Below are 13989 nucleotides of genomic sequence, written 5' to 3'. Positions count from 1 at the left end.
GCGAGCGAGGGGAGGACCGGTGGAGCAGCACGTGGAGCGGGCGAGGGAACTCCTCGCCGAGTACCCCGTCGTCGACGGACACAACGACCTGCCGTGGGCGCTGCGCGAACAGGTCGGCTACGACCTCGACGCCCGCGACATCGCCGACGACCAGTCCGCCCATCTGCACACCGACATCCCCCGGCTGCGCGCCGGCGGCGTCGGCGCCCAGTTCTGGTCGGTCTACGTACGGACCGACATGGCGGGCGACGAGGCCGTCAGCGCCACCCTGGAACAGATCGACGTCGTCACCGAGCTGCTCGCCCGGTACCCCGCCGACCTGCGGCGCGCGCTGACCGCCGACGACATGGAGGCGGCCCGCGCCGAGGGCCGCATCGCCTCCCTGATGGGCGCCGAGGGCGGCCACTCCATCAACAACTCGCTGGGCACCCTGCGCGGCCTGCACGCGCTGGGCGTCCGCTACATGACGCTCACCCACAACGACAACATCGCGTGGGCGGACTCGGCGACCGACGAACCGGGCGTCGGCGGCCTCTCGCCCTTCGGCCACGAGGTCGTCCGCGAGATGAACCGCACCGGCATGCTGGTCGACCTCTCCCACGTGGCGGCCTCCACGATGCGCGACGCGCTGGACACCTCCGTCGCGCCGGTGATCTTCTCGCACTCCTCCTCGCGCGCCGTCTGCGACCACCCGCGCAACATCCCCGACGACGTCCTCGGCCGGCTCCCCGGCAACGGGGGCATCGCCATGGCCACCTTCGTCCCGAAGTTCGTCCTGCCGGCGGCCGTCGCCTGGACGCTGGCCGCCGACGAGAACCTCCGCGCCCACGGGCTGCACCACCTCGACACCACCGCGCGGGCCATGGAGATCCACGCGGCCTTCGAGGCGGCCAACCCGCGCCCGGCGGCCACCGTGGCGACCATCGCCGACCACCTCGACCACATGCGCGAGGTCGCCGGCATCGACCACATCGGCATCGGCGGCGACTACGACGGCACCGCCTTCCTCCCCGACGGCCTGCGGGACGTCGCCGGATACCCGAACCTGATCGCGGAGCTGCTCCGCCGCGGCTGGTCCGCCGACGACCTCGCCAAGCTCACCTGGCGCAATGCCGTACGGGTGCTGCGCGACGCGGAGGACGTCGCCCGCGACCTGCGCACCCGCCGCGGCCCCTCGCACGCCACGATCGAGCAGCTCGACCGCTGAACGGACGGGGCGCCCCACCGGGCGCCCCGCTTCTCTAGCAGGCGCAGAGGCAGAACGGGTGCCCCGCCGGATCCGCGTACACCCGGAAGGTCCGCTCCCGGTCCGCCGCGTCCAGCACGGTCGCGCCCAGCGCCAGCGCCTCCTTCTCCGCCGCGTCCAGATCCGCCACGGTCAGGTCCAGATGGGCCTGCTGCGAGGCGTCCGGGCGCGGCCACTCGGGCGGTACGAAGCCGGGCGCGGCCTGGAAGGCGATCACCGTGGAGCCGGCCCCGGTCAGCTCCACCCAGTCCTCCCCGCCGGGCACGATCTCCCCGCCCAGCAGCCCCGCGTAGAACCTGGCGAGCGCGATCGGATCCGGACAGTCCAGAACAACGGAACCCAGTGCGGCCACAGCCATGACACAGCCCTCCCTCGGAAACGGTGTTACCGGTAAATCGGCTTAACCGGTAACCGTTACTGCATGCTGCCGCACCAGAGGTAACGTCGCAACATGATTGAGAAGGAACATGAGTGAGAAGGACGCCGCGCCCGGCCCGCTGGCGCTGATCGAGTCCCTGGTCAACACCCTGGACGTCGAGACGGGCGCGGACACGCTCGACACGGCGGACGGCCGCGCCGCCTTCGGCCTCACCGAGGCCGAGGTCCCGGACGCCCGCGTCCTGCGCGAGGCGCTCCGTACCGCCTGTCTGGCCCACGCGGGCCACCGCCCGCCCCAGGGCGCCGGTTCCCCGCTGGACCGGCTGCTCGCCGGGGCGCCGCTAAGGGTCACCGTGGACGCGGCCGGCGCCGCCGCGCTGCGCCCCGTCGCCGAACCGGCCGGGCTGACCGCCCGGGTCGCCTCGGCCATCGCCGCGGCGGCGGCCGACGGCACCTGGGCCCGGCTCAAGGCGTGCGAGGCCGACGACTGCCGGTGGGCGTACTACGACCGCAGCCCGGCGGGGCGCCGCCGCTGGTGCTCGATGGCGGTGTGCGGCTCCCGCGCCAAGATGCGCACCTACCGCGCGAAGCGCGGCTGAGGCCGGGCCCTCCGCCCGGCAGAGCTGTGGGGAACGGCCCGGATCAGGCCGTCGGCCGCCCCATGGCCCGGAACGTCCAGCCGGCCGCGCGCCACCGCTCGCCGTCGAGCGCGTTCCGCCCGTCCAGGACGATCCGGTGCGCCACGGCCTCGCCGAGCTCCGCCGGGTCCAGCTCGCGGAACTCCCGCCACTCCGTCAGGTGCAGCACCACATCGGCGCCGCGCACCGCGTCCAGCGCCGTCTCCGCGTACGCCAGGGTCGGGAAGAGGCGCCGGGCGTTGTCCATGCCCTTGGGGTCGAAGACGGTGACCTGGCCGCCCTGCAACTGGATCTGCCCCGCCACGTTCAGCGCCGGCGAGTCCCGTACGTCGTCCGAGTCCGGCTTGAACGTCGCGCCCAGCACCGCCACCCGCTTGCCGAGGAACGAGTCGCCGCCCACGGCCTCCCGGGCCAGCTCCACCATGTGGCCGCGGCGCCGCATGTTGACCGAGTCGACCTCCCGGAGGAAGGTCAGCGCCTGGTCCACGCCCAGCTCACCGGCGCGCGCCATGAACGCCCGGATGTCCTTCGGCAGGCAGCCGCCGCCGAAGCCGATCCCGGCCCGCAGGAACTTCGAGCCGATCCGCTCGTCGTGGCCGATCGCCTCGGCCAGCTTCACCACGTCGCCGTCGGTGGCCTCGCAGACCTCCGCCATGGCGTTGATGAACGAGATCTTCGTGGCCAGGAAGGAGTTGGCCGCCGTCTTCACCAGCTCGGAGGTCGGGAAGTCCGTCACCACGAACGGCGCGCCCTCGGAGACGGGCGTCGCGTACGTCTCGCGCAGCAGCTTCTCGGCCCGCTCGCTCCGTACACCGACGACGATCCGGTCCGGGTGCAGGGTGTCCTGCACGGCGAAGCCCTCGCGCAGGAACTCCGGGTTCCAGGCCAGCTCCGCGTCGGCGCCCGCCGGGGCCAGCTCCGCCAGCCGCCCGGCCAGCCGGGCCGCCGAGCCCACCGGGACGGTCGACTTCCCGACGACCAGGGTGGGCCGGGTCAGGTGCGGGGCCAGCGACTCGAACGCGGAGTCGACGTAGCTCATGTCGCAGGCGTACTCGCCGTGCCGCTGCGGAGTGTTCACGCAGACGAAGTGCACATCGCCGAACTCGGCCACCTCCTCCCAGGAGGTGGTGAACCGCAGCCGCCCGGTGGAGCCCTCGATGCCCGCGACGTGCTTGTGCAGCAGCTCGTCCAGACCCGGTTCGTACATCGGACCCCGGCCGGCGCTCAGCGTCTCGATCTTCTCGGGCACGACATCGAGGCCGAGCACGTCGAACCCCAGCTCCGCCATGGCCGCGGCATGGGTGGCGCCGAGGTAGCCGGTGCCGATCACAGTGATCCTGAGGGCCATGAAGTGCTCCTGGAAGATGCGGACAGACGTGCGGTGAACGAGCATAGTCCGGCTTGCGAAGGCCCGGATTCCGGCCGCCCGTACGGTCGCGCCGCCCTTTTGGACCCCTGTCATGAAGCTCACGCGGCCTTTGCGTAGGCCATCGCGGGCGCGGCGCCCTAAAATTGAGTTACTTAACGGTAGTTAGCGTATGGGGAGTGAGCGTCTTGGCGGGTTCGACCGATTTCGACCTGTACCGTCCGGCCGAGGAGCACGAGATGCTCCGGGAGACGGTGCGTGCGCTTGCCGAGGCGAAGATCGCCCCGCATGCGGCAGCGGTCGACGAGGAGGCGCGCTTCCCGCAGGAGGCGCTCGACGCCCTGACCGCGGCGGACCTGCACGCGGTCCACGTACCGGAGGAGTACGGCGGCGCGGGCGCCGACGCCCTCGCCACGGTCATCGTCATCGAGGAGGTGGCCCGCGCCTGCGCCTCCTCCTCCCTCATCCCGGCCGTGAACAAGCTCGGCTCCCTCCCGGTGATCCTCTCCGGCTCGGAGGCCCTGAAGAAGAAGTACCTGGGCCCGCTCGCCAAGGGCGACGGGATGTTCTCGTACTGCCTCTCCGAGCCCGACGCGGGTTCGGACGCGGCCGGCATGAAGACCCGGGCCGTGCGCGACGGCGACTTCTGGGTCCTCAACGGCGTGAAGCGCTGGATCACCAACGCGGGCGTCTCCGAGTACTACACGGTCATGGCCGTCACCGACCCGACCAAGCGCTCCAAGGGCATCTCCGCCTTCGTCGTCGAGAAGTCGGACGAGGGCGTCTCCTTCGGCGCCCCGGAGAAGAAGCTCGGCATCAAGGGCTCGCCGACCCGCGAGGTCTACTTCGACAACGTCCGCATCCCCGCCGACCGCATGATCGGCGAGGAGGGCACCGGCTTCGCCACCGCGATGAAGACCCTGGACCACACCCGCATCACCATCGCGGCCCAGGCCCTCGGCATCGCCCAGGGCGCCCTCGACTACGCCAAGGGCTACGTCCAGGAGCGCAAGCAGTTCGGCAAGCCGATCGCCGATTTCCAGGGCATCCAGTTCATGCTCGCCGACATGGCCATGAAGCTGGAGGCGGCCCGCCAGCTCACCTACTCCGCCGCCGCCAAGTCCGAGCGCGTCGACGCCGACCTGACCTTCTTCGGCGCCGCCGCCAAGTGCTTCGCCTCCGACGTCGCGATGGAGGTCACCACGGACGCGGTCCAGCTCCTCGGCGGCTACGGCTACACCCGCGACTACCCGGTGGAGCGCATGATGCGCGACGCCAAGATCACCCAGATTTATGAGGGTACGAACCAGGTCCAGCGCATCGTCATGGCGCGCAACCTGCCGTAGCGGGGTCTCGTGGCGTCCGGGCGGAACCGGGCCTCCGTCCGCACCCCGCTCCGACCGCTCGGATCGCACGAGGAACGCCCCCGCCGAACGGTGGGGGCGTTCCTTATTCGGGGCGACGGCGCGGGCGGGCGCCGGTAGTCTGCGCCGGATGGCTGATGGACCGGTCACCGTCCGGGGAGGGAACATGACGACGGCGCTGCCCGCCCCTTCGTTGCGCACCGGCCGCCTCCGGCTGCGCGCCTTCGAGGACGCGGATGCGGACGGGCTCTTCGCGCTGCACAGCAGCGCCCATGTGCTGCGGTACTGGGACTCACCGCCGTGGAGCGAACGCGAGCGTGCCGGGAGGTTCGTCGAGACCTGTCGGCGGATGGCGCGGGAGGGCACCGGGGTGCGGCTCGCCGTGGACCGTGCCTCCGACGGGGCGTTCCTCGGCTGGTGCGGCCTGTTCGGGTGGAATCCGGACTACCGCAGCGCGTCGCTCGGCTACTGCTACGGCGAAGCGGCGTGGGGCCACGGCTACGCGACCGAGGCCGCCGGCACCCTGCTGCGGTGGGCGTTCGACACGCTGGACCTCAACCGCGTCCAGGCCGAGGCCGATACCCGCAACGCGGCGTCCGCCCGGGTGCTGGAGAAGCTCGGGTTCGTCCGTGAAGGGACGCTGCGGGAGGACTGCGTCGTCAACGGCGAGGTGTCCGACTCATGGGTCTACGGGCTGCTCAGGCGGGAGTGGCGGCCGCCGGCGGAGCCGGTGTCCGCGCGCTGAACCCCGTACCGCCCCCGCGGACGTGACACTTCCCCGCCCTCTGTCACGTTCGTGCGAGCACCCCTCCTCCCGCCCGGTCAGATGCCGTCGTACTCACCGTCGAAGCGGTCCAGGTCCTCCTCGGTGCGGGCCCGGAGGAGGGCGGTTCCGTGGTCGTCGCGGATGATGATCCCGTCGTGCGCGAACCAGCGTGAGCCCGGCCGCTGGGCGGTCGGGTACTCCGGGAGCGGGAGGCGGCGGAAGGCCGGGGGGATGTCCTCGGGGTCCAGCCAGCCCATCAGGTCCTCGTCGGCGTACAGCGCCTCGGACAGGACGACTTCGACGAGCGCGACGCTCAGCCGGTCCAGCCAGGCGATCCAGTCGTCGGCGGTGGGCCCGGGGACGTCGAGGCGGAACACCACGGGCGGGTCCTCCTGGCCGAGGTCCGCGACGCGTATGCCCCAGTAGGCGCAGGACTGGTTCTCGACGCGGAAGACCAGCACGCCCCGGTCCCCGTCCAGGTAGAGGTCCTCCGGGGCGAGCAAGGTGTCCTGGTTGTTCGTCAGATCGGGTCGCAGGCCGAGGAGGTGGTGGGCCTCGCGCAGGGCGGCGGGCAGGGGGAGGCCGAGCCGCTCCGCGGCCGCGTCGAGTTCGGCGGGGGTGCGGCCGTCGGCCGCGGTGAGCGGGCGGGGGCTCCAGTCGCGGGCGAAGGCGCGGACGAAGCGCCACGCCGCCCGCCGGTCGGGCCGCACGCCGGCCGCCGCGGTCAACGCCTCCAGGTCCAGGGCCAGATCGGGGGCGGGGTCCGGGGCGGGTTCCGGGGCCGGGGCGGACTCCGGGGGCGGGGGCGGCTGTTCCTGCGTCATGGGCGTGACTATAGGGAGCACCACTGACAGGGGCCCGCCGACGGCAGCGCACTCTGCCCCGACTCCCCGCGCTCCGGGGCGCTTTCAGGGAATCCGCGCACCCTCCGGTCACGTGATCGGCACACTGGGTGCATGAACGATCACCATCAGGCACTGCCGGATCACCTCGTCATCAATGTGCAGCGCCGGGAGGACCCGGTGTCCATGGTCACCGAGGCGGACGCGTTCGCCTCGTCCCGGACGTACTCGAACGTCGTCATCCGGGGCCCGCTCTTCGGCGTCGCCGAGCAGCGCCGGGGCGAGCGGCCGCGGTGGCGGCTGATCACCGACATGGAGTCCGGCTACCCGCAGGACGTCCGCGACGAGTTGAACAGCCACCTCTGGTTCAAGGCCAGGGACGAGACGGACGATCCCCGTGAGCGGCGTGCCCTGCTCGACGCGGTCCGCCGACTGGAGACCGAGCGGGTCAACGACCTGACCGTGGGCGACACCCGCTACCGGATCGTGCGCGCAGACGAGTTCGCCCGGATCGGTGGGGGCCGCATGGAGCCGCCCCGGGCCACCGACGTCGACACGGACGGCTGGGACCTCGATCTGGATTCGCCCTCGACCACCAAGGGTTTCGTCATCGACCACGCGGCGGCGGTGGGGCTGACCGAGGGGCTCGACCGGATGGGCCTCGTGCCGCTCGCGTACACCTCCCAGCGCTTCCCGGCCGACGTGCTGGCGGACTCGCGGCGTGCGCTGCGGACCCACCCCGGGCTGGTGCTGCTGCCGGTCGCCTTCCGGGTGATGGAGCGCAAGGAGCACTCCTGGTCGCTGGTGTCGTCCCAGCACCCCACCCCGCAGGACGCGCGGCGCTCGCTGGTCTACCACCTGACGAAGTTCCTGCCGATGTTCAAGCAGATCGACGAGGACGAGGCGGTCATCTACGCCCGGGCCGCCGAGGCGTTCAGCAAGCGGCGGCGCCCCAACGAAATGGAGGTGCGCGGGCGGCGCTTCGAGATCGTCCGGGTCGAACGGATGATGCGGATCGGCCCCGCCGGTCCGGAGGGCCCGCGGAAGTCGGACGTCGAGATCCACGACCCCATGCGGATGCACCCCGTGATGGACGAGTGGGGCAACATCACCCCCGAGTCATAGGCGGCGCGGGCCGGGACCGGGGCCGGCGTGAAGACGGAGGCGCCGCTCCCCGGGAGGGGGAACGGCGCCTCGGAGCGGTGCGGGGTCGGCGGCCCGGGTCAGCAGGCCTTGAGCGCCCCGGAGTTGCTCAGGTTGCCGTCGTAGATCCAGCCGTTGATCTGCGTGCCGTCGATCCGCGCGTGGGTCCAGGTGTTGCCCGCGGAGTTCACCACGTAGCAGTGGTAGTAGAGCCTGGCCGAGTAGACGGTGGCGGTGGTGGGGCAGTCGGCGCTCGGGCCGGTGCGCAGCGGCGCGGAACTGCCGGACACGTATCCGTAGCCGGCGTCCTTGTTGGACCACGCCGGGTGCGTGCACGCGCTTGCGCCGGTGGTGGCCGCGCCCGCGGCCGGGGCGGAGACGATGGCCGCCGAGGCGACCAGGAACGGAAGGGCCAGCGAGGTCCAGAGCTTCGTTCTCTTCACGTTCTTCCTGTTCGTCGTGCACCCGACCTGCCGGTGGGGCGCGCTTCCAGGTACAGGCAGAAACTATGTTCGGCCCACAGCTTTCTGGCAGGTGCGTATCGGACACCTGGTTTTCGGGCGTCGAACGCGACGTGAATGTGCACAACTTTTCTATGGCCGGGGCCATGTGCTGCACGACGTGGTGAACGCTTGGTGAATCATTGACTTGAATCGCGTGCATTTCAGCCAAACGCCGGTGCCTGTATGGGTGGCCGGGCCCGAAACCGGATGGCTGGAAGGTGGAGGTTTCAGGCAGGAGTGTCCGGCATGTGCCAAGGGGAGTGGACAAGCGCAAGGGCCCGGGCGGCTCCTGGGGTTCCAGGAGCCGCCCGGGCCCTTGCCCGGTTGCCCGGTCGTCGTCAGCGGCCGGAGACGGTGACCGTCTCGTCGTTCTTCAGCTGGTCCACCAGCTGCTTGACCTTGGGCTTGTCCCAGTCCACGTTTCCGTTGCTGAAGCCCGCGACCGGCATGTTCATCGACTTTCCGTCGCCGCCCGTGACGCCCTTCATGGCGAAGAACATCTTGCCCAGGGACCAGAGCGACATGTCCTTGTCCACGATCAGGGTGTCCAGCCCGGCGCCCATCGTCGGGTACAGCTTGAACGGGTTGAGGATCGTGGACGGCGTCGCCGTCTGGCTCGCCAGCGCCGCGAGGAACTTCTGCTGGTTCTTCGTACGGGCCAGGTCGGCCTCGGCGAAGGCGTACCGGGTGCGGACGAAGGCCAGCGACTGCTCGCCGTTCAGCGTCTGCTTGCCCGCCTGGAAGTCGGCGCCGGACTTCTTGTCCTTGAACGCCTTGGGGATGTCCAGCTCCACCCCGCCGATCGCGTCCACGATCTTGGCGAAGCCGCCGAAGCCGATCTCGACGTAGTGGTCGATGTGCAGCCCGGTGTTGAACTCGACCGTGCGGACGAGGAGTTCGGGGCCGTCCATGGCGTACGCGGCGTTCAGCTTGGTGAAGCGGCCACGGGCCGGGTAGAGCTTGCCGGACTCGGAACCCTTGAACGAGGGGATCTCGACGTTCGAGTCGCGCGGCAGGGAGACGAGCGTCGGCCCGTTCGCCCCGTCGTGCAGGATCATCATCGAGTCGGTCCGCTTGCCCGCCGCGGAGCCGGTGTGCAGCCGCTTCTTGTCGTCGGACGTCATGCCCTCGCGGCTGTCGGAACCGACGATCAGGTAGTTGGTGCCCTTGCCGCTCTCCGGCCGTTCGATGACCTTGGAGAGGTCCACCTCGCGCCTGAGCTTGGAATCGGCCCAGAAGTAGGTGCCTATGGAGACCGCGAGGACCACGATCACCAGGGAGAGCGCGCCTATCTTGATCCGGCGGCGCCAGTCCGGCGCCGAACGGCCCTGCGGGGTGTGACCGCCGCCGTCCCGGCCGCCCGGTCCGCCGCCGTGGCCGCCGTCCCGGCCGCCACCGCCGTAGACCTGGCCCGTGCTGTAACCGCTGTCGTACCCGGTGTTCTCGTCGGGGCCGCCGTACGGGGACGGCTCCGCCCGGCGCTGCCGGGGCGGCGCGGCCGGGCGCGGCGGGGCCGGCCGCTGCTGGGGCGGGGCGGCGGGGCGCTGAACGTGCCGCATCACGCGGGCACCCTCGGGCCGCTCGCCGGCGCTGCCCTGCCCGTAGCGGTTACCGCCGCGGTTGTCGTCGGACCATCCCTCGGGCCAATCGTTCATACGGACCAGTGTGCAGGCCCGAGGCGCCCCTCTTACAGGGGGAGCGGGAAATCGGACCGGGGCTGTTGCGAAGCTGATGCATTGCGACCCGGCCGAAGCGCCCCGCATAAGGTGGACTGTATGACAGATCAGGCCCCGCACCCGGAGGGCGACATCCCGGGCAAGCCCACCGCCGCCTCCCGGACCACCCTCAGCCACATCATGACCGGCAACGACACCAACCTGCTGGGCACGGTGCACGGCGGCGTGATCATGAAGCTCGTCGACGACGCGGCGGGCGCCGTGGCCGGACGGCACTCCGGCGGTCCCGCCGTGACGGCCTCCATGGACGAGATGGTCTTCCTGGAGCCGGTCCGCGTCGGCGACCTGGTCCACGTCCGCGCCCAGGTGAACTGGACGGGCCGCTCCTCGATGGAGGTCGGCGTCCGGGTCATGGCCGAGCGCTGGAACGAATCCACCCCCGCCCAGCAGGTCGGCAGCGCCTACCTGGTCTTCGCCGCGGTCGACGCGGACGGCAGGCCGCGCCCCGTACCGCAGGTGATCCCCGAGACGGAGCGCGACCGGCGGCGCTACCAGGAGGCGCAGATCCGGCGCACCCACCGGCTCGCCCGCCGCCGCGCGATCAGGGAACTGCGGGAGAAGCGCGCCGCGGACGGGATCGAGGACTGAGGCCTCGGCCGTTCCGTCACGGGCAGACCACCTGGTCGCCCGTGACGGCGCCGTACGGGCCGCTCTCCGGGTCCTCGGCCCGCACCCGGCGCACCTCGCCGAAGTCCGTCCCGGCCGTCACCCGGATCGTGGGCCCCTGCCCCTTCACCGGGTGCAGCCGCGCCCCCGGCAGCGCCACCGCCAGAGACTTCGCGGACCGGTCCCAGCGCGGGTCGTACGTGACCAGGGTGTGCTCCAGGTCGTGCGCGTCCCCGTTCAGCGGGGCGCGGGTGGTGTCGAAGCCGGTGGCGCGCAGCGCGTCGTCGGCCTTCTGCCCGAGGCCGTCCCTCGGCGTCCCGTTGTAGACCTGGATCCGGATCAGCTTCGGGTCCACGTCGACTGGCAGCGCCCGCGGGCCGGCGGGGCGCGCGGGGGCGAGGGGCTCGTCCTCGCGCAGCGCCCGGAAGAGCTTCTTGGACTTCACCGGGTCCCAGGTGACCGTCGAGCCGATGCCCTCGACCGGGTGCGAGGGGTTCCCCACCGGTACGGAGGTGAACTCCGACGACGAGGGCGAGAAGCCCTGCATCGCCCGGCCCAGCTCCAGCATCTGCTCCGCCCCGAACCCCCCGTCGGCCCGGACCGAGCCCAGCACCGTGGAGACGACGTCCCGGAGCTTCACCGGGTTCAGCAGCACCCCGCTGCCGGTCGCCCGCTCGATCAGGGAGGCGAGGAACTTCTGCTGGCGCTGCATCCGGCCCAGGTCGGCGGCGCCGTCGATGTGCCGGGAGCGTACGTACTGGAGGGCCTGCCCGCCGTTCAGGTCGTGCGGGCCGGCGGCCAGGTCCAGGCCGGTGTACGTGTCCTTCAGCGGCCGGGGCGTGCAGATCCGTACCCCGCCCAGGGTGTCGACCGTCCGCATGAAGCTGGTGAAGTCGACCTCCAGGTAGTGGTCGATCTTGATGCCCGTCATGTTCTCGACGGTCCGCACGGTCAGGTTCGGGCCGCCCTCGGCGTAGGCCGCGTTCAGCTTCATCGGGCGGGCGGGGTGCGGTGCGCCGGTGTCCGGGGCGCGGTGCTCGGGGACCTCGGCGTAGCTGTCCCGGGGCAGTGAGACGACGCTGGCGCGCTTCTTGTCGGCCGACAGATGGACCAGCATGACCGTGTCGGTGCAGTGGCAGGGCGCGCCGCCCAGCCGGTACCGCCGCTTCTCCTGCGGGGTGATCCGGTCGCGGCCGTCGGTGCCGACGAGCAGCAGATTGGTGCCGACGCCCGCGCTCGGCCGGTTCTTCATGTCCTTGAACGGGTCGACCCGGTCGATCCCGGTGTCCAGTCCGGAGACCACCGCGTGGCCGACCCCGCCGGCCCCGAGGACCAGCACCGAGAGCCCGGTCACCAGCCGCGCGCCCCAGCGCGGCCGCTCGTCCTGTCTTCTGGACCGCGGGCGCGGCGGAACCCCGCGGGAGCTCGACGGGCCCAGGGAGCGGTGCGGTACGGGCACGGGGGACCTCCGGGGTGCGAGGGAGCGGGACCGTCCGTACGGTAGGCCAATATGATCTTTTATCCGCCATACCGCCCAGTGGGACGCGCCGGTGTCCCCCGTTCGCGGTAACGCTGCGGCCGGATGCCGGTTCCGGACGGGGGTTCCCCTCGGTAGCGCCGTCGGAACGGCCGAAGGGGCCCTCCGGTGTTCCGGAGGGCCCCTTCGGCGCTTCGCGGGCGGGTGACCGGGTGGCTACCAGGTGAAGCCCGGCTGGATGTCCATGCAGGCCGACTCGTCACTGCCGTTGAGCGCCCGCGCGGTGTCCGGGGTCTTCTCCTCGGCGGGGGGCGCCTTGTACACCCCGTCCTCCCGCCAGTCCGCGCCCACGGTCAGCGTGATGCCGGAGACGTCGGTCGACTTCTTCACCGCGCTCAGCGGGAGGCCGAGCGCCTTGGCGACCGCCTGGGCGTTGCCCTTCATGTCCACGCTGGGATAGGCCACCGTGGTCCGAACCGACGCCTCGGTGTTCGCGGTGTCGAGCGAGGACTGGGTGAAGCCCTTTCCGGCCAGCAGCCCCTGGACCGCCGTCGCCCGGCCCTTGACCGGGTACTCGGTCTCGGTACGGGTGCCGTTGCGGATGGTCACCGGCGTCTCGGCCGGGGTCGAGGTGGGCTTCTCGGCGACCGGGGCCTTCTTTTTCTTCTTGGAGGCCTTGCCGTCGAGCGGGACGTCGTCGCGGACCATCTGGAAGAGCCGCTCGGCGTCACCGGCCATCGGCAGCACCCGGTCCTTCAGGTTCCCCGTCCCGTAGACGTTCGGCATCGTCGTCATGGTGATGCGGTCGGTGGGAGCCTTCTTCAGCTCCTCCGCGAGGTCGTACAGCTTCTTGACCGTGTCGAGGCCCTTGTCGACCGTCAGCGCGTTGATCGCCGCGTCCGCCAGGTCCATCAGCTTGCCCGGGTCGGTGAGCTTGGTGCCCTTGCGCAGCTCGCGGACCATCGAGTTCATGTACATGTGCTGGGCGTGGGTGCGGCCGAGGTCGGTGCCGTCCTCGAAGCCGTAGCGGGTGCGCAGCCACTGGAGGGCCTGCTTGCCCTTGATCTTCGTGGTGCCCTTCCGCAACTTGAGCCCGGAGCCCTTGCCCGCGCTGGTGTGCGAGTAGACGTTCTGCTTGACGCAGACCGGGACGCCGCCGATGGCGTCGGCCATCGAGACCACTCCGGAGAAGTCGATCATCATGAAGTGGTCGATGGTGATGCCGGTCAGCTCGTACCAGGTGGCGACCGAGCAGCCCGGACCGCCGCGCATCAGCGTCTCGTTGGTCATCGTGAGGCCCGTGCTGGCGGGGTAGACCTTCTTCGTCTCCGGGTCGGTGCACTTGGGGATCTTCAGCATGGTGTCGCGCGGCATGCTGATCACCGACATGTTGGACCGGTCGGCGGAGAGGTGGAGCAGCATCTGCACATCGGCCAGGGGCGGCGCCCCGAAGGTGTCCTTGGCCCCGCCGAGCTTCTGGTTCTCCTTGTCGTCCCGCGCGTCCGAGCCCAGGAGCAGGATGTTCAGCGGGGTCTGACCGGCGGAGTTGGCCTTGTGATCGGCCATCTTCTTGTCGCCGAGGGTCAGATCGGCCTTCTTGATGCTGTTGTTGAGGTGTTCGTAGTAGAGGTATCCGGCCCCCGCGCCGCCCAGTATGAGCAGCGCCAGGACGGAGGCGCTCCAGCGCAGCACCTTGCGCTTGCCGCTCCTGCCGCGCCGTTTGCGGCCGCCGCCGCGCCGGTGGCCGCCGTCCGCCCCGTCCGCGCCGGCCGTCCGCCGCTCCCCGTCGCCGGAGCCCGTCCCCCGCTCCGACCCGTCCTCGTACAACCCGTCGTCCCAGCCGAGTTGTTCGGCGCGACGGACGCGTGGTCGCGTCCCCTCTCCGGGCGTGCTGCTCCGTCCCACCGGGACCCCCCTGATGCTC

13 protein-coding genes are annotated in these 13989 nt (G+C 71.3%); 6 read left to right on the top strand and 7 right to left on the bottom strand.

Annotated elements, in window-relative coordinates; genetic code table 11:
* Positions 1 to 19 precede the first annotated feature (19 nt).
* A complete protein-coding gene (locus ACIQGQ_RS11190) occupies positions 20 to 1207 on the top strand; it encodes a dipeptidase (protein WP_402393543.1) in 1188 nt (395 codons plus the stop codon).
* Between the two features lie 34 nt (positions 1208 to 1241).
* Here ACIQGQ_RS11190 and ACIQGQ_RS11185 read toward each other — a convergent pair whose 3' ends face one another.
* Positions 1242 to 1604, bottom strand: coding sequence for a VOC family protein (locus tag ACIQGQ_RS11185; RefSeq protein ID WP_402393541.1), 363 nt, complete (start codon positions 1602 to 1604; stop codon positions 1242 to 1244).
* Between the two features lie 109 nt (positions 1605 to 1713).
* On the opposite strand from ACIQGQ_RS11185, the gene ACIQGQ_RS11180 reads away from it, so the two are divergent.
* Positions 1714 to 2223 (top strand): CGNR zinc finger domain-containing protein, encoded by a 510-nt coding sequence (locus tag ACIQGQ_RS11180; RefSeq protein ID WP_402393538.1) that lies wholly within the window; start codon positions 1714 to 1716, stop codon positions 2221 to 2223.
* 43 nt (positions 2224 to 2266) lie between these two features.
* Here ACIQGQ_RS11180 and ACIQGQ_RS11175 read toward each other — a convergent pair whose 3' ends face one another.
* Entirely contained in the window at positions 2267 to 3610 is a 1344-nt protein-coding gene (locus ACIQGQ_RS11175) for a UDP-glucose dehydrogenase family protein (RefSeq protein WP_402393536.1), read from the bottom strand.
* A 206-nt stretch (positions 3611 to 3816) separates the two neighbouring features.
* Here ACIQGQ_RS11175 and ACIQGQ_RS11170 point away from each other — a divergent pair, with 206 nt between their 5' ends.
* Positions 3817 to 4974, top strand: coding sequence for an acyl-CoA dehydrogenase (locus tag ACIQGQ_RS11170; RefSeq protein WP_402394783.1), 1158 nt, complete (start codon positions 3817 to 3819; stop codon positions 4972 to 4974).
* A gap of 148 nt (positions 4975 to 5122) precedes the next feature.
* The gene (locus ACIQGQ_RS11165) at positions 5123 to 5737 is read left to right on the top strand and encodes a GNAT family N-acetyltransferase (protein ID WP_402393534.1); all 615 of its coding nucleotides are present in this window, start codon (positions 5123 to 5125) and stop codon (positions 5735 to 5737) included.
* A gap of 77 nt (positions 5738 to 5814) precedes the next feature.
* Here the strand turns inward: ACIQGQ_RS11165 and ACIQGQ_RS11160 are convergent, their stop codons facing one another.
* Positions 5815 to 6582, bottom strand: coding sequence for an SMI1/KNR4 family protein (locus ACIQGQ_RS11160; protein ID WP_402393532.1), 768 nt, complete (start codon positions 6580 to 6582; stop codon positions 5815 to 5817).
* Between the two features lie 132 nt (positions 6583 to 6714).
* Between ACIQGQ_RS11160 and ACIQGQ_RS11155 the strand changes: the two genes are divergently transcribed.
* Positions 6715 to 7725, top strand: a complete 1011-nt coding sequence (locus tag ACIQGQ_RS11155) for a DUF5954 family protein (RefSeq protein ID WP_402393529.1) — start codon at positions 6715 to 6717, stop codon at positions 7723 to 7725.
* A 98-nt stretch (positions 7726 to 7823) separates the two neighbouring features.
* Here the strand turns inward: ACIQGQ_RS11155 and ACIQGQ_RS11150 are convergent, their stop codons facing one another.
* Entirely contained in the window at positions 7824 to 8186 is a 363-nt protein-coding gene (locus tag ACIQGQ_RS11150; RefSeq protein WP_402393526.1) for an SH3 domain-containing protein, read from the bottom strand.
* A 398-nt stretch (positions 8187 to 8584) separates the two neighbouring features.
* Complete coding sequence (locus ACIQGQ_RS11145) at positions 8585 to 9901, bottom strand: LCP family protein (protein ID WP_402393524.1); 1317 nt, start codon at positions 9899 to 9901, stop codon at positions 8585 to 8587.
* A 120-nt stretch (positions 9902 to 10021) separates the two neighbouring features.
* Between ACIQGQ_RS11145 and ACIQGQ_RS11140 the strand changes: the two genes are divergently transcribed.
* On the top strand, positions 10022 to 10570 hold the full coding sequence (locus tag ACIQGQ_RS11140) for an acyl-CoA thioesterase (protein WP_366299277.1): 549 nt from the start codon (positions 10022 to 10024) through the stop codon (positions 10568 to 10570).
* A gap of 16 nt (positions 10571 to 10586) precedes the next feature.
* Here ACIQGQ_RS11140 and ACIQGQ_RS11135 read toward each other — a convergent pair whose 3' ends face one another.
* Both ACIQGQ_RS11135 and ACIQGQ_RS11130 read right to left on the bottom strand, forming a co-directional pair.
* The gene (locus tag ACIQGQ_RS11135; RefSeq protein WP_402393522.1) at positions 10587 to 11942 is read right to left on the bottom strand and encodes an LCP family protein; all 1356 of its coding nucleotides are present in this window, start codon (positions 11940 to 11942) and stop codon (positions 10587 to 10589) included.
* Between the two features lie 339 nt (positions 11943 to 12281).
* Positions 12282 to 13970, bottom strand: a complete 1689-nt coding sequence (locus ACIQGQ_RS11130) for an LCP family protein (RefSeq protein ID WP_402393519.1) — start codon at positions 13968 to 13970, stop codon at positions 12282 to 12284.
* Between the last annotated feature and the right edge of the window lie 19 nt (positions 13971 to 13989).

The organism is Streptomyces sp. NPDC092952, from assembly GCF_044754785.1.
In the GTDB taxonomy this organism is placed as follows: domain Bacteria; phylum Actinomycetota; class Actinomycetes; order Streptomycetales; family Streptomycetaceae; genus Streptomyces.
This window is presented reverse-complemented; position numbering and strand designations above follow the sequence as displayed.